The sequence below is a fragment of the Blautia sp. HCP28S3_G10 genome (assembly GCF_052065235.1).
Lineage (GTDB): Bacteria > Bacillota > Clostridia > Lachnospirales > Lachnospiraceae > Blautia_A.
Genome location: NZ_JBQHUL010000042.1, coordinates 1 through 20,966, shown reverse-complemented (window position 1 = coordinate 20,966; position 20,966 = coordinate 1). Strand labels below are relative to the sequence as shown.

The 20,966-nt window shown below is 39.6% G+C and carries 13 protein-coding genes, 1 pseudogene and 2 riboswitches; all 14 genes and pseudogenes read right to left on the bottom strand.

Translation table 11 applies throughout. The annotated features are described in order from the left end of the window. Nucleotides 1–4: 4 nt before the first annotated feature. The gene (locus ACTNB8_RS14070) at nt 5–1,675 is read right to left on the bottom strand and encodes an extracellular solute-binding protein (protein ID WP_441055708.1); all 1,671 of its coding nucleotides are present in this window, start codon (nt 1,673–1,675) and stop codon (nt 5–7) included. Next, the gene (locus ACTNB8_RS14065; RefSeq protein ID WP_441055706.1) at nt 1,665–3,368 is read right to left on the bottom strand and encodes a histidine kinase; all 1,704 of its coding nucleotides are present in this window, start codon (nt 3,366–3,368) and stop codon (nt 1,665–1,667) included. Before ACTNB8_RS14065 ends, ACTNB8_RS14070 begins: the two co-directional genes overlap by 11 nt. Continuing rightward, nucleotides 3,352–4,881 (bottom strand): response regulator transcription factor, encoded by a 1,530-nt coding sequence (locus ACTNB8_RS14060; protein ID WP_441055704.1) that lies wholly within the window; start codon nt 4,879–4,881, stop codon nt 3,352–3,354. Before ACTNB8_RS14060 ends, ACTNB8_RS14065 begins: the two co-directional genes overlap by 17 nt. A 134-nt stretch (nt 4,882–5,015) precedes the next feature. Further along, nucleotides 5,016–5,852, bottom strand: coding sequence for a carbohydrate ABC transporter permease (locus tag ACTNB8_RS14055; protein ID WP_441055702.1), 837 nt, complete (start codon nt 5,850–5,852; stop codon nt 5,016–5,018). Next, nucleotides 5,852–6,706, bottom strand: coding sequence for a carbohydrate ABC transporter permease (locus ACTNB8_RS14050; protein ID WP_441055700.1), 855 nt, complete (start codon nt 6,704–6,706; stop codon nt 5,852–5,854). The genes ACTNB8_RS14055 and ACTNB8_RS14050 overlap by 1 nt, the downstream gene beginning before the upstream one ends. 74 nt (nt 6,707–6,780) lie before the next feature. Continuing rightward, complete coding sequence (locus ACTNB8_RS14045) at nt 6,781–8,055, bottom strand: ABC transporter substrate-binding protein (RefSeq protein ID WP_441055698.1); 1,275 nt, start codon at nt 8,053–8,055, stop codon at nt 6,781–6,783. Between the two features lie 339 nt (nt 8,056–8,394). After that, nucleotides 8,395–9,381, bottom strand: coding sequence for an HdeD family acid-resistance protein (locus tag ACTNB8_RS14040; protein WP_441055696.1), 987 nt, complete (start codon nt 9,379–9,381; stop codon nt 8,395–8,397). A gap of 174 nt (nt 9,382–9,555) precedes the next feature. Next, nucleotides 9,556–14,124 carry an Ig-like domain-containing protein gene (locus ACTNB8_RS14035; RefSeq protein ID WP_441055694.1) on the bottom strand — a complete coding sequence of 1,523 codons (4,569 nt, stop codon included), beginning with the start codon at nt 14,122–14,124 and terminating at the stop codon, nt 9,556–9,558. Between the two features lie 220 nt (nt 14,125–14,344). Next, a riboswitch (cobalamin riboswitch) is annotated at nt 14,345–14,474 on the bottom strand. Nucleotides 14,475–14,558: 84 nt separating this feature from the next. Next, complete coding sequence (locus tag ACTNB8_RS14030; RefSeq protein ID WP_441055693.1) at nt 14,559–15,563, bottom strand: hypothetical protein; 1,005 nt, start codon at nt 15,561–15,563, stop codon at nt 14,559–14,561. A gap of 309 nt (nt 15,564–15,872) precedes the next feature. Continuing rightward, the gene (locus tag ACTNB8_RS14025) at nt 15,873–16,691 is read right to left on the bottom strand and encodes a leucine-rich repeat domain-containing protein (RefSeq protein ID WP_441055691.1); all 819 of its coding nucleotides are present in this window, start codon (nt 16,689–16,691) and stop codon (nt 15,873–15,875) included. 183 nt (nt 16,692–16,874) lie between these two features. Next, nucleotides 16,875–17,058: riboswitch (cobalamin riboswitch) on the bottom strand. A 108-nt stretch (nt 17,059–17,166) separates the two neighbouring features. Beyond that, the gene (locus ACTNB8_RS14020; protein ID WP_441055689.1) at nt 17,167–18,117 is read right to left on the bottom strand and encodes a prenyltransferase/squalene oxidase repeat-containing protein; all 951 of its coding nucleotides are present in this window, start codon (nt 18,115–18,117) and stop codon (nt 17,167–17,169) included. Between the two features lie 11 nt (nt 18,118–18,128). After that, nucleotides 18,129–20,165: an Ig-like domain-containing protein gene (locus ACTNB8_RS14015; protein ID WP_296156057.1), complete on the bottom strand. Its 2,037-nt coding sequence runs from the start codon at nt 20,163–20,165 to the stop codon at nt 18,129–18,131. A gap of 101 nt (nt 20,166–20,266) precedes the next feature. Then, entirely contained in the window at nt 20,267–20,449 is a 183-nt protein-coding gene (locus ACTNB8_RS14010; protein WP_441055687.1) for a hypothetical protein, read from the bottom strand. A 156-nt stretch (nt 20,450–20,605) separates the two neighbouring features. After that, nucleotides 20,606–20,809: pseudogene (locus ACTNB8_RS14005) on the bottom strand (fibronectin type III domain-containing protein); the annotation flags it as partial. Nucleotides 20,810–20,966 lie beyond the last annotated feature (157 nt).

Genomic DNA, 20,966 nt, shown 5'->3' with positions numbered 1-20,966 from the left:
GCATTTATTCTGCCGGATTGGAGTTTCGAATATGTTCAGTCAGCTCTTCCCCACCCTGTCTGTACCATTCCTGAACAAAGGTGTCAAAATAACTGATTGGTTTTTCCCCCATGATAATCTGGATAAAAGAATTCTTTTCCAGCTGCTGCAGGGACTGGGGTATCTCACCATCTGTATCATCCAGATATTTTCTGACAGGTGGAGTGTAATTTCCATCTACCAGGAGTCCGACTGCTGATATCCTTGACTTATATGCAGCCCAGTCTTCTGCCGTACGCGAAGTTCCTCTTAGATAATTATTACTGGCCTCATAATACGATTGTTCAATTGCTGTAAGCGAATCTTCTTTTCGAGAACCAAACAGAACTTCTCTTATATCTCTTGTAATCTGGTAAGTAGCCTCATAAAAATCTACATTAATGACTAACGGTCTCGCTGTCGGATCTACATTCAGAGCAAAATATTCATTCACCTCATCTGCATCATCAGCTTCATATCTTGTATAATCAAAAAGTACACTGATAATTTTCATAACGATTTCCGGATGTTCATACCCCTTCCGAACAACTACATATTTATTGTCCCGGAAAGACGCATATTTATTCTCTCCTGAAGGTGCCTGCAGATAATATGGCTGCCAGTCCGCAGACGGATCTTTTTCATAAACATCAACCAGCGGATTATTTGGCGTCCACCATAGTCCGAAAAAAGCCCCACACTGACCGTTTACCACCAGATCACGCAGATTATTCTGTGCTCTCAGTGCAAAATTCTGATCAATCGTGCCCCTTTTATACAGTTCACTGAGGCATTTCAATGCTTCTTTTGTCTCTTCTGTAAGAGATCCGTAAGTTATCTCTCCATTCTGGCTGATCCACCTTTTTGGACTTGCTCCGAAACTATCAAAAACCGGATCTACAGAATAGCTGGAACTTGTTGTTCCGACAAGATCTGTATCACATACGAGTCCCACCGGAGTTTCTCCTTCTTCCGTACCCATTCTGTTTTTTACAAATTCATCTATGATATCATAAGCATCTTCCAGGGTTTTCGGATCCTCGAGTCCAAGCTGGTCCATCCAGTCCTTTCGCAACCACATCAGACACGGCCCGTGATCTACAACAGTTTCAGGTATTGCCATTAACTTTCCGTCAAATTTTCCTGCTTCCAGAAGATCCCCTCCATAACTGTCAAACATTTCTTTTATTTTATCAGAAGTACAGTTTTCGTAAGCTTCTGTCAGATCTTCCACTAGATTATTGTCCACAAGTTCTTTCAGAGTTTCCCTGTTCGAAACCACAAGTACATCAGGAATTGTCTGATCCTGAACAAGTATATTCACCAAATTATCATACCTGTCCTCGCTTTCCATATAGACATTTTCATTCTGTATATTCAACATCTTGCGGAGATAACGGGTATATGCATTGTCCTCATAAGTATTCCCTTCCGGAAGATTTGAATTGTTGGCTCCACTCATCTGTCCCAGCGTATAAGTAACCAGTTCCGGGTATTTACCATAAGGCGTTTCTGCTGCATTTATCCACTGTTCCGAATCTTTTTTATATCCTGCAGACCCTGTCTGCGTTTTTATCTGCTTCACTGTATTTCCGGAACAGCCTGACAGTAAACACACACCTGCGGCAAGCGCCAGAAAAAACATCTTATACTTCATGTTTTTTTCCTTCCTTAGGAAATCTCATAATTACTGTAGTTCCTTTTTCAGGGGCACTGAATATCCGAATAGCATATTTTTCCCCATACAAAAGACAGATACGATCATTTACATTTTTCAGTCCGTATCCCTTGGCCTGGTAAGTAACAAGAGTCTCTGCTTTCTCCTGTTCCATTCCAAGCCCGTTATCTTTAACGATAATTTCTACTTCTTCACCTTTATCAACAAAAGACAACGACAACTTTTTGTCACCTGTTTCTTTTTCATCCAGTCCATGTTCCAGTGCATTCTCAACTACCGGCTGCAAAAGCAGTTTCGGAACTTTTTCATTTTTGACTGCCGGATCAATTTCCCAGTCTACGGTAAAATTATGATCATGCATGACCAGCTGTATTTCCAGATAAGCTTCCATGTTGCGGATACATGTCTCTACTGTTACCATGTCCTCACCTTTACTCAGCGCGGTTCTGTAAAAAGTAGACAATGCAAGTGTAACCTTGCTTATGTCTTTCTGTCCGCTTCGGATAGCCATCCAGTTCATGACAGAAAGCGTATTATAAAGAAAATGTGGATTGATCTGTGCCTGCAGAGCTTTCAGCTCAAATTCTTTTAACGCGATCTTATTGACATAAACCTCATCGATCAGCCGGTTGATCTCATCCATCATACTGCGAAAACTCTGGATCAGAATTCCCACTTCATCCTCCGAGTTACTGGTAACTGTTACCTCCCTGCTTCCATGATTCACACGGTCCATATTTGCTGTCAGCTCTTCGATTTTTCTTGTAAAAAGCCTTGAAAATACGGTTCCGATAAGCAGAATGATACCTGCGCAGAGAATGATCAGCGGAATTTCTTCAAGGAAAAGTCGTCTCACTGATCTGGAAATCGCACTCTGGGATTTGTACATATAAAAGTTCCAGTAATTCTGTTCACTGGTGCTCTGTGTCAGGACACAGTTTCTTTTTATTTCGTCAAGAAATTCCTGATGATTCTCAGGTGACATTTTTTTCAGTTTTGAAATATTGGTTCTGTTGTAAAGTACATTACCCTCTGCATCCGTAATAAGCACGCCGTTATCTTTTTCCAGGATATTTGTAAATGGCTGAAACACTTTGTTATAATCAAGAATTATACATAATGCAGCTTCCAGTTTCTGATTTTCGTAAATTTCCCTGACTGCGGCAACTTCTTTTTTTTCCAGATCTACCCTCCACTGGATCAGTACCTGATCTTCCAGGTCATCACTCCACCACTGATCTTGTATTTTTTTCAGCGGAACAAGGGTATACTCATGTTCAACCTGAATGCTGTCTGCAAATAACTGAATCTTCTTGATTGCATCGTGATATGATTTCGGTACAGAAAGAAGCGGGTCTGCTATTCCTGTATATTTTTCATATGCAGAGTAATTATCAATATTTTTCTCTTCAATAATCTCCTGAATATCCGGTGAATACGTAAGGTAATTCAAAAGACTGGCATAGATTTCCACCTGACTGTCCGTATTTTCCCTCGTCTGTTCCAGTATCGACTGCATATCTTCTTTTTCACTGTTACGGATAAAGGTACTCATACGCATATGACTGTACAGTGCCAGGACTGTCATGGGTACAAGGCTGGCAACAATCAGAAGTACCGTCAGTTTATGGCGGTATTTCATGTTTTTGTATATTTTAAGGAGTCTGTTCATCCTCTCCCGTTCCTTTCCTGTAGGATTCCGGACTGCTTCCGTAATACTCTCTGAAGCTACGGCAGAAATAAGATACATTGGCAAAACCGACTTTTTCACTTATCTGCGCCACTTTCATGTTTGTATTACACAACAATTCCTTTGCTTTTTCCATACGGAATACACGGATGAAACGATTAAGATTCATTCCTGTCTCTTTTTTGAAAATAAAGCTTAAATATCCGGAAGAAAGATATACCTTTTCCGCAAGCATTTCCAGATTCAGATCTTCATCATAGTGCTGATAAATATATTTTTTCACAGTGGCCACTTCGTTTCTTGATTCGCTCATGGACTGTTCCAGGAATTTCTCGTATTCCCTTATATTATCTTCCGTCACTTTTATGATTTCCATAATGTTCTGACAGTTGTACAGTTTTTCTATTTCCTTTTCCAGCCGACGCTCTCCAGAAAACTGATTTTCCTGATAGAGTTCCTGTATCACGTTGGAAAATACAAATTTAATATACATGGCAGAATACTGTGTATTGTCATGATATTTTTCTTTGAGACAGTCGAAATGTCTGCGGAGCTGTTCTGTATCTTTGCGGCTGATGTCTTCTGATATCATCTGCATCAGCTGGGAATCCTGTACTTCCCCCACAGACAGATTCAGTGTATCCTCATCATTGGAATAAATATGCTTTTCCGGATGATAAAATTCTTCTTCCATCTGCTGTTCAAGCTGATTAAGAATCCCCGGCAGGCACTCATAACCTTCAAATTTACGACTCACTGCCAGATAAAAATGATTTATGTAATTACGTTTAAGAAAGCTGTAAATATGATTTGCTACAAGCTGATAATCGCAATATACATCCTGAAACAGAAGAAGCGACTGTCTGGCATTTAGATTCAGGTAAAAAAATTTACGGTGAAGTTCCTTCTGCAGCTTTTCCTGAAGGTTTTCTTCTGCTGTATCAAAAAAGGCCTGACTTGATTCTATCAGAATTGCACAATGCCATCCTTCCCATTTTTCGAGATCAATAAGTTCTGCTGCCCGGTTAAGTATTTCCCTGCTTCCGGAATACAGATAACCCTGAAGGAAATACTGCTGAAGGAAATTTTTTTCTTTAATTTCCTTGGTCTCTTTCTGTTTTCGAAGTGAAATTTCTTTTTCTACTTTTTCTATTACTGAATGAAAATTATCCGGATCTACCGGCTTCAGAATATATTCTGTAACACCATACCGGATAGCTTCCTGTGCAAAAGTAAAATCATTATATCCACTGAATATTATAATCTGAAGACCCGGCTTTTCTTCCTTAGCCCTGCGCGCCAGCTCCAGTCCATCCATATGCGGCATTTTAATATCGGTAAGCAGTAGCTGAATATCCTCTGTACGGATGATCTGAAGTGCCTGCTTTCCATTAGAAGCTTCGTATATTTCACGCTCTCCTTCTTTCATAGAGAGCAGATATTTCAAACCTTCTCTTTCTATTCTTTCATCATCCACAATAAGAACATGAATCATACTGTTTCCTCCCCATTTCTGCTGTGTTACTGTTTTTATTTCTATTGTACCATTTTATGGATTGGAAGTATAGAGAGAGGTCCCCGGAAACTTCCGGGGACCCATTATAAAAGTAAAACAACACTATGAAACTGTCATCCTTTTACCGCACCTGCAACAACACCCTCAATAATGTGCTTCTGGCACACCAGATATACAATAATGATCGGAATGATGTCTATCATGATGCTCGCCATCATAGGTCCCATCTGTACGTGTCCGTAACTTCCACGGAAGTACTGAACAGCCATCGGGATAGTACGGTATTTTTTGATATCAAGAACCAGAGTAGGCAGAAGGTAATCATTCCATACCCACATCAGTTCCAGGATTGCTGTAGAAATGATTGTTGGTTTCAGGATCGGAATAAGTACTTTGAAATAAACCTGCAGTGGAGTGCATCCGTCAATAAGCGCAGCTTCTTCGATCTCCAGTGGTATTCCCTTTACAAAACCGGAAAACATAAAAACTGCAAGACCGGCACCAAAGCCAAGATAAATAATGCAGATATTATATGGATTATTTAATTTCAGTGTATCTGCTGTTTTTGCAAGTGTAAACATAACCATCTGGAATGGTACTACCATACTGAATACACAGAGGTAATAGAATACTTTTGAAAGCTTACCGTTTACACGTACGATATACCATGCGGCCATTGAACAGCAAAGCATGATCAGTACAACTGACATTACTGAAATAATAAGGCTGTACCAGAAAGAATTCAGAAAATCCATCTGTGTCACACTGGCTACAAAGTTTACCAGGCCATTCCATGTTTCGGAATTAGGAAGACTGAATACACCAGTTGTGGTAATAGCAGCTTCTTTCTTCAGTGCGTTGATAAAAATCAGTAAAATCGGATACATCCAGAGAACACAGACGATCGTAAGGATGATTGTCGCAAGAGGACTTTTTTTCTTGTTTTCCATTACTGCTGCACCTCCTTGGATGATGTTGCTCTAAGCTGAACAAGCGCAATGATGATGACCAGAAGGAAGAATACAACGGCCTTCGCCTGGCCGATACCTTTCCACTGTGGTCCGCTTCTTGCATAGAATGTATCATAAATATTAAGAGCCAGTAACTGTGACTGCTTGCCAGGATCTCCACCTGTAAGAGAAAGGTTCTGGTCAAACATCTTAAATCCATTTGTCAGTGTCAGGAATGTACAGATTGTTACAGATGGCATGATCATCGGGATTTTGATCTTGAACAGGATCTGTCTGTTTGTAGCACCGTCGATCTTTGCTGCTTCGATCAGATCCGGTGATACGTTATTCAGTCCTGCAATATAAATGATCATCATATAACCAATCTGCTGCCACATCAGAAGAATCAGCATACCAATAAAGCCATTTCTTGCAGAAAGTGACAGAAGTGGCTGACCCCATTTTGAAAGAAGTCCATTCAGCAATGTCTGCCAGATATAACCAAGTACAATACCGCCAATCAGGTTCGGCATGAAGAATACTGTACGAAATGCATTGGTTCCTCTGTATCCCTTTGTGAGTGCAAGCGCAATGAAGAATGCCAGCACATTGATCAGGATACTTGATACAAATGCAAAGATAACTGTCAGCCAGAATGAATGACTGAATGTATTATCCAGTAAAATCTTGGAATAATTTGAAAATCCTACAAAAGTCACATCCTGTACAGTTGTGAACTTACAGAACGAAAGATAGATGCCCCAGATAAAAGGCCAAAGGAAACCGATCACAAATGCTGCAAATGTAGGCAGTACAAAAATCGGCCACCACTTTTTGATTGTCTTTCCTACCATAAAATCTCCCTCTTTTCGTTAATACAGGGAGGCCAGAACATCTGCCTCCCTGTTGCTGTTTGATTTATTCCGGATTATTCAGAAAGTGCTTTTTCTGTTGCCCATCCATCAACAAATGCGCTTACAACGTCGTCCCAGGAACCTGTTTCTGCTGCATATGCAGTAAGTGCCGTACCAAGACCGTTTTTCCATTCTTCGGAAGGCATTGTTGTGAAGTTCCATGATACAGGTGTCAGGCCTGCTTCTGTGTATTCAGCATCCTGTTTTACAAATACATTTGTAGGAGCCTGAGCTGTTTTGAAAGGAATTGTGAATCCCATATCTTCTGCCATTGCTTTTGTTCCGGCTTCAGATGTTACACACCAGTTCATGAAATCAAGTGTTGCCTGAACATCTTCTTCAGATGCATTTTTGTTTACACACCAGTAGTTTTCAGTACCTGTTGCAAGACCTTCGTTTTCATCATCTACACCGAAGTAGATCGGGATCATAGCCAGTTCATCGTCACTGTATGTCTTGGACAGTTCTGCGTATTCCCAGGAACCATTCTGATAGAATACAGCATCACCGTTGATAAATTCGTTTCTTGAGTCATCTGCTGTTTTTGCAGAAAGTTCAGATCCTTCACAGGTAGAATCTGTGATGTACAGATCAAAAACATTTTTGTAATTATCAAGGTATGTTCCTTTGATCGCATCTGTGTCATCAATTCCGTCTTCTTTGTATTCGTAGTAGATCGGAAGGTTTGCAAGATGTGTCTTGAATCTCCAGTCAGAAGAACCATCCATACCTGCTGATGTGAAAGCGCCTTTTACTCCGAGTTCATCTTTTCTTGCCTGAATGTCATCTGCAACTTTTTTCAGATCATCATAGCTCTTGATATCGTCCAGAGTATAGCCTGCTTTTTCAAGTAAGGTTTTGTTTACGATCAGTCCATAGGACTCGATTACGTATGCGATACCATCTACTGCATCACCGTCTTTCAGTTCATATGCGTCAGATGTAAGGCCTTTTGTGATTTCAGCATCTGTAAGATCATAGCAATAATCTTTCCAGTTTTTCAGTCCTACAGGTCCGTTTACCTGGAACAGTGTAGGTGCATCGCTTTTTGCCATTTCAGACTGAAGAGTTGTCTCATACTGTCCGGAAGCTGCTGTTACAACTGTTACTTCTGTTCCTGTCTCTTCTGTATATGCTTTTGCAAGATTCTGCCAAGCTTCATCCTGTTCCGGTTTGAAGTTCAGATAATAAACTTTTCCGCCACCATCTGCCATAGCCGGTACTGCCGGAATCATGGTTGCTGCCATCATAACTGCCATTCCCATTGCTGTTAATTTTTTCATTTTCATAGTGTTTTTTCTCTCCTTTACTTGTATAATTTGTTCTTTTTTAAGTTGATTTTATTATAGTTTTTGGAGAGTTTTTACACCATGATAAAAAATCAAGATTTGTGTTCTTTTTTTAAGAATATCTTATATTTTAGAAATCTTATATTTTAAAAAATGAAAAAAATATGAGAGGGGACCTTGCCAGTCCCCTCTTCACACCCCCGGGCTTATGTATAACGGGAGTTCTGTATTATGTTGTAGCTTGTGATAAGTGATCAAGGTTTTTCAGGTCAGTAAATGCGGGTTTATGTGCCTGGTTCCAGTGCAGTAACAGCTCAATTTTTATGCTGATCTTTGATGTCAGTCTTCTTTACGGGATTTTCGTTTTCGTGAGAAAACTGATAAAAGACTTTCGTCTTTGGTGTCGGAAAGATCTGAGTCGGTTATGGTTGCCTGCGATACGACATTTGACGCATTGTTCATGTCTGGATGTACGGATTCCTGGTCACTGAATGTATCTGCTGACTGTGAATCCTCTCCTTCTGTTTCTGATTCGTCCGGATTTTCTGATGTTTCCGGTGTTACAGATATTTCTTCTAAGTTGTCCTGTGTATCACCGTCCTGCTCAGGATCTTCGACTGTTTTTCCCTCTTCGGATTCTTTCCAGACTTCCATTCTGGAGCTCCAGGGTGCATACTCTGGTTCAGGTTCGGCTGGTTCAGGCTGTATTTCGTGCTCATATTCACTGCCTGTCTGATTTTCTTCTGTAAACTCGCCTTCCGTGTCAACAGCTTCCAGATCCTGTTTCAGTTCTTTCAGTCCACGTTTCAGCATTGCCCAGAATATAACATCTGTGATTCCGTTAACAACAAAGATTCCTCCTGCAAACATGACTGTATATTTTATTGCAGCAAACGGATTCATGATAAGAGCAATACCGAGTGCAATAAAAATCAGACTTCCTATAAGAAGTGCTTTCCAAGTTCCCTGGTCTCTTTTTCTGAGACGAAAGCTGCCTTTCAGCGTCCAGATACTGTCTACAAGAATGAAGGTTCCAAGAAGGGTTGGAAGAAGTTTCACTACTACCTGAGGATTCATAAACAAAAAGATTCCCAATACAAGAAGTATGCCTCCTGAAAACAGATCAAATATAGTTGCGCTGAGTTTCTCTGCCACATAGATGAGTATGTGATAAATACCTACAAGTATCAACAATATTCCAAATACAAATTTGCAGATAATGTTTACCATGTTGACAGGCATAAGCACCAGACAGACTCCGAATGCAATATAAAGCACGGAAGTGATGATCTGCCCCTTCAGTATCCTGCTGATTTTCTCCCACATTGGATAGTACCCCTTTCATTTCGCTTTTTTCTAAAAACAGTATACCCTCTTTTTATTTCTTCGTCTATAGGTCATTCTCTTATAATTGTTACAATCATGATTTTTCCAACATACATAAGAACAGGCAGGCTGTTCTACTTTTGTCAGTAAAATCCAGCCTGCCTGTATTTCTTATTATTTAACTGTTACTTTGATTACTTTTGTCTTTTTGCCTGACTTAACAGTAATTTTTACTGTACCTTTTTTCTTTGCTGTAATGACACCTTTCTTATTGACAGTTGCCACTTTCTTATTGGAAGATTTATAAGTTACTTTGTTCTGTGTTGTCAGTGGTTTCAGATTTGCTTTCAGTGCAAGTTTTTCACCTTTCTTTATTGTCACTTTGGATTTCAGGCCGGTAATCTTGGTCGTTGTTACTTTAGCTTTCTGAACTTTGACTTTCAGTGTTGCTTTCTTACCACTTGCAAGTGTTACTGTGATTTTTGCCTTTCCTGTCTTCTTGCCTGCTTTGATCACACCGTTCTTATTAACAGTTACAATCTTCTTGTTGCTGGATTTCCAGGATTTAACATAATCGCCATTTGCCATTGTAACTTTGATCTTCTTAGTTGTCTGTTTCTTCTGAAGCTTAATGGATTTTGCATTCAGTTTGATTGTTGCTGTAAGTTTGTTTCCAACAGTTCTTGTTGACTTTTCACCGCATACAGAGCATGTTCCTTCCTGTTTTTCAGGCTGGAATACAGTTGCTTTGGAAACAGTTTTCCATGTGTAGCTGTGTGTATGGGCTGCAACTGTAATATCTGCACTTGGTACAATATAATATTTATATGGTGCTTCTGATACATAAATCTGATATGTTCCTGCCTGATCAGCTTTCAGCGTTGCAACACCTTTTGCATTTGTCTTAGCTTCTGTAATTGCGCCTGTTGCAGTGTTTTTGAGAGCTACTTTTGCACCTTCAACTGCTGTATCTGTCGGATATCCATTTGCAAACAGAGTAACATTGAAAGCAACTTTTGCTTCTGCTTTGGCTGGCATGTCTTTGAAGTAGAGATACTTATCACTCCAGTTTTTTGTATCTGAGTAGAAGAAGAAGCTCAGTTCGTCACCACTCTTAAGAACAGTGTTATTTGCAACTGTTCCTACGCCATTTTCATCTACAGGAAATACGTTATTTACATAGTATCCGCTACTTGTTGATGCAGGCTTTCCGAACATTACATTTACCCAGCCATTTTCACCGATAGAAAGATACTTCTCAGGTTCTTTCTCGAAATCTTCACCATATACAGCTGCATTCATTGCATAGAACGCATCTGCTGCTGTTACTTTGTTTTTCATTTCTTCCGGTTTTACATAACCGTAAGATTCAGCTGTTGTTGCTTTTACGGACAGTTTCTTAACCATCGGAAGCTGCCCTGATGCCTGGTTTACTCTTACTGTTACATCGGCAACTACAACATTCTGTGCTGCCTCTGCTTCTTTTACTGCTGCCTTCAGCGCTTTGATCGCCTGTTCACGTTCTGCATCTGTGGCATCTTCTTTAGCCTGTACTTCTTTTGCTGCCGTTAATGCTGCCTGAAGTTTGTCTTTTGTTCCTTCCTGATACTGTCCTGGCTCCTTGCCTTCTTTGATCTCGCCTAACAGTTTTTCTGTGCTTGTGATCAGATCAGCAAGACCTTCTGCCGGAGCTTTTGTTCCTTTTACAGTTACAGTTACAGAAACAGGCTGTTTATACAGTTTCTGAAGTTTTGCATTTTCCGGATGGTTCTTTGCAAATACGCCATATCTCTCACTACTGAGTACAGAAGAAATTGTAATCTCTTCGTCTGTTTCTCTTCTGTGAACCAGAAGATTGTCATGTGTGATGACTGCCTGATTGGAGGATTTGAACTTGTTAAAACCTGCACCTTCCATGATCCATGAATCATCAAACAGATCATCAGCAATGATACCTGTTCCTTTTACATCGTTAACATTATATGCCCATACCGGTTCTCCTGCTGCATCAAGTGTCATTTCTTTAAATGCATGGAGATTTTCCTTAACAGTGTCTTTGTCTACATTTGCGCTGTCATTGATTCCGTCAAAGTAATGTAATTTGGCCTGCTCCATCATTGCAACTTCTGCATCCAGTGCTTCCTCTGACAGAGGTTTGACTGTTACAGGAATTCTCTTTTCTACAGTTACACCCTGACGTGTAAATGTTACCACAAGGTCACCTGTGATATCTTTATCATAGAAGACATCTGTGTAAGTTCTGTATGAATATGGTTTGATGGAGATTGCTTCATTCTCTGAAGTTACTGTAATCTCTTTATTATTGAATACAAGATTTCCGTCATCATCTTTGATTCGTGTGTATCTTGGCAGCTTAAGATCGGACTGACAATTACTGAGATCCACATTTTTATCTGTTACAAAATCTTTGATACTGTCTGCTGTATAATATTTATCCAGGATAGCTTTCAGTTCTTCTTCTGTAGGCGGTGCGATATGAGTGCCTTCTACAGTGATCTTGAATTCTCTGGTGTATGTTGCAAAATCATCTACAGACTCTACATTGCCATTTAACAGTGTGTCATTTGCTTTGAATGTAGCTGTCAGTGTTACTTCTGTATCGGCCGGACGAGGATGGATCACACCTTTTTTCGGAGAAATCATTCCATAACCGGTATCTTCAAAAGTAATTACTTCCGGATCGGAAGATTCCCATGTAATCTCGGACCATGCTGTTTTTGCACTGGTACTCATACACTGTGGAAGGCTGAGGTCGGTTGTTACCGCTGCTGCATCTTCATTGGAACCTTTGATCATATTCCAGGACAGTTTTTCTGACTCTGCCTGCATCTGATTATTGAAATACTTGCAGTCCCAACCTACAATGATTCTCCGGGTCGCAGTTGCAACTGCGCCATTCAATTCAAACTGGAAAGTAACATCCAGAGACTGACTGTTGACACCATAACCAGTTTCCATTTTTCTTGCTCTGTAATGAACAGTTCCATCCAGTCCTATCACATTGATGTTTTCTGATGTCAGCAGATATGTTTCTATACCAGTTGTATCAATATCTGTATATGATGCAATTTTCTTTTTAATAACTTCAATGATATTCTGGTTTTCACTGTATCGAACAGAAAGGGCACCAAGTTCACTGTCAAATTTATTTTTAACAGCATCTACTTTCTGCTGGTCTGCTTCAGATACTTCCGCATCTTTTATCATGCGAACAGGCAGTGTAATGTTTTCATCGTTGCCAGAAGGTGTAAAACTTCCTTTAGCGGCCTTATATCCGTCTGCTTTGATTTCGTATTCGTACTTAGTGCCTTTTCTGAGAAGATAAGTGCCATCTGCCTGAGCATCCACTTTCTTCCTTGTTTCTTCATCATCCCAGTCAATCTCAACACTGTTAACTTCTATTGCAGCAGAAGTAATCTCTGTATTTCCGTCTTTCGGCTGAATAGTTACTTTGTATTCAGAGATATCCACTTCCATCGGGATAGTTATCATGCCTGAGTCATTTTCTGTAACAGTGAAATCTGTGCTGGAAACATTCTTATAATTTTTAATTTCTGATACAGAATAATTATATTTTTTATCTTCTGTCAGTTTGTATGTACCGTCATTCTCAGCTTTTAGTGTAGTAGAGTAGCCTTCTTTTACCTGCAGCTTTTCAGCAGCACCTGGAATCTCTTCACCTGTATTCTCGTCAACAATTTTGAAGGATACCGTTCTTTCAACAACTGGTTTCATGTTGATAACCTTTGTGCTGTTGATGTTTTTAGGATCACCGGTAAATGTAAATTCTTCTTTATAATCATTATATCCTGTTTTCTTTACAGTAACAGTATATGAAGAACCATTTTCTACTTTATATACATTGTCTGTTGGGGAAACAGTTGAATAGCCTTTTTCAAATGTTATTGCAGCATCTGTAATCTCTTCTTTTGTCTTGCTGTTCTGAACCTTGAATGCCATGGTATAGGCAGGGTCATTCGGCTGGATTACAAGATTGAATTCGAGATATCCGGCAGCTGTTTTCTTTGCAGTTGCTATATCGCTTCCAGCTGCTGGTTTATCACCTGATGTTTTATAAAGTGCTAGCAATATCTTGACAGTTTTGGCACCATCAGCATATGCAGGACGTTCTAAAATCCTTACTCTTGATGTTCCAACCAGTTTAATCCAGCTACTATATTCTGTATCCGTATACACACCAAATGTATAACCTGATATCGGAGTATTATTAAATGCCACTGCATTTACACTGCTGTTATTTGTAGGATTCTTCAAAGCAACTGTATATGTAAGGCCATCCTCACTTTTGGTTGCAGCCGGATTATTAAAATATTTTGCATCTTTATTTTTAATATATGCAGCATTTAATGCTTTCTGCTCATCCGATAATGTAGTATCATCTGCTGCATCATCTGTCTCAGCCCCAGCTGCCTCCATCTCATCGCTGAAATCCTCATAGCCTTCATCTGCTGATACTTCCTCATTGTCTTCTGCAATTGAGATCTCATCTGTGGCTTCATCTGCCACTTCTGTTTCGTCGATATCAGCAGCATCTGCCTCCTGGCTGGAATCATCCTCTGCTTCCACCTCTGCTGTTACTTCCTGCCCGTCATCAGCAAAATCGATTTCTGATGCAAAGGCATTTGCCGGCAGCATAGTCACGGTCATCATTGCAGCCATAGAAACCGCCGTCAGTCTGTTGAATAATTCTTTTTTCTTCAACTCTTGCTCCTCCTTTTGATTTTTTTATAAACAAAAAAGACGTAATGTCCTTATTCAGAACATTACGCCTTGGTTTATCCATGTTATATTTACCGGATACAGCATACCTGAACTGGGACTTTCGCTACTACTGCTTCTTATATTCGCAATAGCTTATATTTCCATAATATATGAAAATATTTTAAAACAATGTCCCAATCTATTTACCATAACGTGTAATAAATAGCCGCAACTTTAAGCAGGTCTTCTGACTTATGTAATATACAAATACAGTAGCACGACTGTTCAGGACTTCCACCTGATTCCCTTTTAATCTAAAAAATACAAGAACTTAAAGCCGGTAATTGTTTTTCTTTTTTAATTGGATTTAATTATACCACTGTATAAGATAATTTACAATTCCTTTGTCGATTTTCACAGCAATAAAAAGGCTTTTATTCTATTGACTCAGCAATTTTTCTGATTTCTTTTACACTCACACCAGAAACTTCTGCAATATCATCGATTGTGTATTTTTTACTTCTTATCATACGAACAATTACCTCATTTATTCCCGATTTTTGTCCGGCTTCATACCCGGTTTTTTGTCCGGCTTCATACCCGGTTTTTTGTCCGGCATTATATCCATCTCTTTGTCCAGCCTCAAATCCACCTTCATATCCATATTCATATTCAGCTTTCCGCAATTTCTTTTCCTCTTCTTCTTTGTTATATTCAAATATACTCATCGCTTTAACCTCCGACTTATGTTTTCTCAGAAATTCTGCGAGAATTCCTTCCTGAATACATTCATCTACTGCCTCTTCTACTGCTGTATCCAGTTCTTTATCTTTTGCATATTTCCTTACTTTTTCTACATATTGTGCATATTCCTTTAGTGTCCGGCACTGTTCCATCAATTCTTTATTATGTCCCTCATTGATATTCAGCGTTATCACTTTCAATTCCAGATTTGGCTCCCCTGCCTGGTTTTCATATGCATCTGACAGATAACTCACCCAGGTATCCTCTTCTTTTTCCTTTCCATTATAAAATACCACAAAACTTGGTGCAGGAATCTTCTGCAGTTTCGATGAATAAAGTGATTTATTATTCACCAGTTTCTGATACTCACTGGATATGTAGAAAAGATCTCGTAGCGGCATATTCGGGTTATATGTTGACTGATGTTCATAAAGAAACAAGTTGGTATTAATGATAAATGCCAGGTCATTCTTCATTCCCATATAAATAGCATTTTCAAGTGTCGCAATCTCCAGTTCTTCCGGATCAGTATACCCTGTTCCATTAATTGCGTTATAAAGTGACAGCAGGTTTCTCCTGTTAGAAAACAGTAATCTGAACACGGTATCTTTGTAATTTCTGTTCGCTGTCAGGTACTGACCGGTATCTTGTGTTTTCTTCATTATTGCCTGCTTTTTGTTTTTTCTTTTTGCCATAGGCATACCTCCTGTTTTGCAGGAGTCAAAGAACATTTTGTGCTTTATTTTATTATTCAGAACCCCTGCTTTTATTTTTTATTGGAATTTAAAAGCACGAATTTCTGAAATGAATTTAGAAAAGAGATGGCTAAATCGCCTTGAACTGTTAGAAATATGCTTTGATTTTATAGTAACACCTCTGGTTTTCTTTTTCAATCTTTTTTCATCTCTTATTTTCTTTAATTTTCGACATTTTTCGACAAATTAATAACCATCCTCATAGTATGTCTTCCTGTTTTTTTACTAGCTTAACATTTTACCAATTTTTCATTTCTCACTGAGATATTCTGTTTTAAACTGAAATTTTTTACAATACTTATCTACTTTTCCGCTCTTATGGCAACGCACCGTAACACTGCGATTAATAATCCAGTCTCCTATATTTTCCGGTTCGTGGGCAATTTCAATAACTTTCAGCCGATTGCAGCCATGGAAAGCCCATTTTCCTATAATCTTCACACTTTCAGGAATTCTGACATATTCCAGATTTCGACATTTCAAAAATGCACTGTCTCCAATTTTTTCCAGTCCATCAGTCAATTCCAGTTCAGTAAAACCACATCCATAAAATGCTGAATTTCCTATTTCCCGAATACATTTCGAAAAGAAAAACTCTGACAGGTTCTGGCATTTATAAAACGCAAAATCTTCTATTGTTTTTATTTTCTGAGGCAGCTGAATATCTTTCAGGCTGACACAGTCACGGAAAGTGTCCCGTCTTATCACCATATCCTGACTCATTTTTTCTATTTGAACAGACGTCAGCCGTTTGCATCCGGAAAAGGCTGAATTTCCCATTGTTTCTACTGTATCTGGAAGAGTTGCCCCTGTTAGGTTCACACACCCCCCAAAAGCTTCCTGTCCAATAACCCGTACTCCAGGCATTTCAATTTTTTTGATAGCTGTGCAGTTCAGAAAAGCTTTTCGTCTGATCTCGCGGACATTTCTGTCCAGATACAATGCTCTTACCTTGATATTATTCTGGAAAGCTCCCTCTGCAATACAATGATAATTCTCCCCAATCACAAGTTTTTTTTCTTTATTTTTTCTTGCATCTTCTCTGGTATAAATGCCTTTGATTCCCATTTTTCCTCTCCTGTAGTATGCCCGGCTTGCATGATGAAAATATTTCTTAATAATAAAAAGATGCGACATCCTCTTCAGAACATCACGCCTTGCTTATCCTTCAACCATTACCTGCTACACCCTGTCTGAATAAGGACTGTCTATGTAAAACAACGTCCCGATCCATTTATTATATCGTGTAACAAATGGCTACAATTTTAAGCAGGTCTCCTGGCTTATGCAATCACAGTGTTTCCCTTCTCATACCGTCTTCGTACAATGGTAATGAAACACCTACGCAAATACAGTAGCACGACTGTTCAGGATTCTCACCTGATTCCCTCTCAGCCCAGATATTACTCCGGGAACTCAAAACCGGTAATTGTTTTTCTCTATTAAATCAATTATAGCACTTTTTCTGTTATTTTCAATTTATTTTATCGTTCCTGCAGCATTGTGGATCATTCATGTTACTGTGAACGGAGTGAACAGTAACTCATTCATCAGTCATATTATACAGGCTGTTTTTTCCATCTTTGAATCTTTCATACGACACAAGTGCACAGAATGCCTGGTCTGTAGCCATAGGATCTGACTTCCCGTCCAGTGTATGCGAAAAGCTTCCGTCCTTCTGGTAATACTCCATCAGAATGTCATACAGACCTTTTTTATTTTTTACAAAACGTGAATCACTGTTACAGTCGATCCCCAGAGTGCTTAAGGCTATGATCACCTGCGATACAGACTCAGAACTGTACTCTCCATAAGCCTTATATCCTCCATCCGCATCCTGCGCATCTGCCAGAAAGTCCACTGCTCTGTCAGTAACCTTTTTCACATCTTTATCTTTCTGATATGGTTCCAGGCTCTGAAGTGTCATTGCCGTGATATCTGCATCTCCCTTTTCTGCATTATTATCAAGTGAAAATCCTCCATCTGCTTTTTCCTGCTGAAGAATATAATTCAGATATTTCTGTTCAAGTTCGCCACTGATATCACTTCTGTCTGCATTAAGTGCAAGCAGTGCAAAAATTGCTCCATTCAGCCCCTGTGAAGTAACTGTTTCAAAATCCTCCAGAGGCTTCTGAATATCATAGCCGCCAATATCTGCGGGATCATTTCCTATTGCCTTTACTGCAAGTACCGCACGGGAATATTCTGTATATTTATAGTCGCTAAGAATTCCATTCTGCTCCTCCAGCTTTTTTTCAAGATTCTCTTTATATTTTTTAAAATACTCCCTGTCAACTTTCTGAGAAGACCGTGCCAGTGGGATAACTACCCACTCACCTCCATGTGTATCCGATGTCGGAGAAGTAACTGTTTCCTGCTCATATGATACGGTTTTCTTCAATGCGTCTTCCAGTTTTACAGTTCCTGAACTGCATCCTGACAGAACTGCCGCTGTCAGAATCACTGACAGCAGACATTTTTTTCTTTTTTTCATTTCATAAGACCTCATTTTTTTACTGTAACTTTGAATTTTGCCTTTTTATTTCCTATTTTAATAGTAATAATTGTCTTTCCAGGCTTCCGTGCTTTGATACGGCCTTTGGAATCTACTTTTGCGACTTTTTTATTGGAGCTTGTGTAATTTGCTTTCTGTACACAGGAAATTGGTGTGCAAAGAGGAGTCAAAGTATATTTCTGTCCCTTTTTCAGTATGATGGATTTTTTTCCATCCTTAAATCCGTTGATCTTTTTAATCTTTACCGCACTTTTCTGGACTTTAACTGTAAGGACCTTTTGCAGACCACTCTTCAGCGTTATTGTGATCTTTGCCTTACCTGTTCGCTTCTGTGCTGTAATTCTGCAGGTTCCGTCTTCCTTTCCGGTTACTTTTACAATCTTTGTATTACTGGATTTCCAGGACTGTACAGAATCACCTTTTACCATTCCTGTAACTCTGAAATTGCGAATTGTCTGTTTCACTTTAAGTGGCAATGATGAAGCTGATATTTTTGCAGTCGGTGTTACTTTGTTTCCGACTTCTCTGGTTTCTGTCTTTTTGCAAACTGAGCAGCTGCGTCTTTGGATTTCTTTCTGTAATACAGTTGCCTTAGAAACAATCTGCCACTGGCTCCACTTATGGCCTGTTGCAGGAATTGACACTGTTCTCTTCTGTCCACATATGGAACAGACTGAAACTTTGCTTCCTTTTTCTGTGCAGGTCGGCTGTTTTACAACAATCTCCCCCGTCCATTTGTGAGCAACATGGCTGGTTCCTCCCAGATCCCAGTATCCTCTGTCTTCATTAACAAACATAAGATATGCATCCAGTGCCTCAAGTACCTGATACGTTGCCATGTCATTTACCTTTTTGCCTGTGCTTGTGGTGTATGCAAATCCTTCCCCGCCTGTTGTTGTGACAGCATATTTCATAAGATGAGTGATCATATTCTTTTTTTCAGATCCGAAGCCGGACTCTTCTGATGTCGGATCTATTCCAAGAGATACAACTGCCAGAAGTACTTCTGCTGTTGAATTTGGATTTGGATTTCCATCTTTTGAATATGAATTTCTATATCCACAGTCATCTGTCATCTGATTTCTTAAATATGTAAGTGCCCTGTCTACTGCTGTGCTGACTTTTTCACTACTGTAACGGTACCTTGCAAGTGCCTGAAGTGCCATTCCTGTAAGATCAACATCTGCGCTTCTGTTATCAAAAAGCCCGATTCCTCCATTTGACGGATTCTGGAACCGGTCAATGAGTGCGTTTACCATCTTCTCTCTGTTCCATTTCGCATTGTCAGGAATCGTGACATTCGCTGCATCCAGTGCAAGAAGAACCCAGGTCAGTTCATTAGAACCATCTGTAAGCCCCGATGCATTGTACATCAGTTCCGCAAGATTTACGCCCTCTACATCAGTGATATCCTTCCCGATAATTGTTATACCGAGGGCTGCCCCCGCCAGGTATGTAGGTTTTGTATCTCTGTCCCATGTTTTTACCTGGGCAGCCACTTCATCATAAAACGCATCTTTCTGCTTCTGTGGAACTGTTTCACCATGACGGAGAAGTGTATAAATTCCCCATATATCTTTGTAAGTAAAACCTGACGCATATTTCTGTTTCTGATGCTTTACTGCCAGTTCCGCACCTTCACGGGCAAGTGCCTGGTTATCTGTATCGCTGAAGTCATTTCCTGCGTTTTCTTCCTCTGCTGAAAACTCTTCCTCCGAATCTCCGGCATCAAAGTCTGTCTCACTTTCTTCATCAGAATCTGAGTCTTCCTCTTCTGTAATCTCAGTTTCTTCTTCAGCAATATTTTCTTCCGGAATATCCTCTTCCAGAATACTCTCTTCCGAACTTTCTGTTTCTTCCCCGGTATCTTCTGAAACTTCTGTTTCATTGTCTGCCGCCGCCTCTACAGCTGTCTCATCTGTAAAATCGGACGCCTGCACAGGAAGCGTCAGACTGATTCCGGCCAATGTGACTGCAAGGAGCCAACTTAGTGTACGTTTTGACCAGATTAATTTCTTTTTCTTCATTTTTCCTCTTTCTTCACAAACAGGACCACCTCAGTGAAATCTGTGATGATCCTGTTTGCATGTTAATTATTACTTCTGTTACCAGTAATCAGCGTTTACTTTTATCTGAGTTTTACACTCTTTGTTGACCATGCGCCGTTTACTTTTTTACCGTTTACTACTTTGAATGCTCTTACACGATAATATGCTCTCTTTGTCTTTCCAAGGCCTTTCTGTTTAAAGGAAGATGCTTTCTTTCCTGTAATTTTTACAGTCTTATAAGAACCTTTCTTGGAAGTCTTCATCTGGATTTCGTAACCGGAAGCTCCTTTTACTTTTTTCCATTTGATCTGAGCTGTTGCTTTTTTGACTTTCTTAGCTGTAAGTCCTGTCTTACCAGGTGCTGTGGAAGCTTTCAGAATAAGCTGTTTGCCTTCTGCTTTTTTGTTATTTACAAGAGAAGTAATTCTGAACTGATAATCTGTACCTGCTTTGAGTGCCTTACCGTTCAGCTTCTTTAATGTAAAGGATGTCTTAGTTGATTTTACTTCTGCAACTTTTGTCCATTTCTTTGCATGTCCAGCTTTAACATAAACACGATAACCTGTTTTTGCTGCAACATCTTTTGTCCAGCTGATCTTGATCTGGGATGCGGAAGCTTTTTCTGCTTTTACAGGTTCTGTTGCTGCAGGTGTAGTTGTGTTCTCTGAATGTTATCCGGCATTTTATCTGGTCCTATACCATGCCACATTCAATCAAATTAAAAAGGGGCACAGCATAAATTATTCTGATGGATTTTTCATCGGATTACTTTATGCCGTG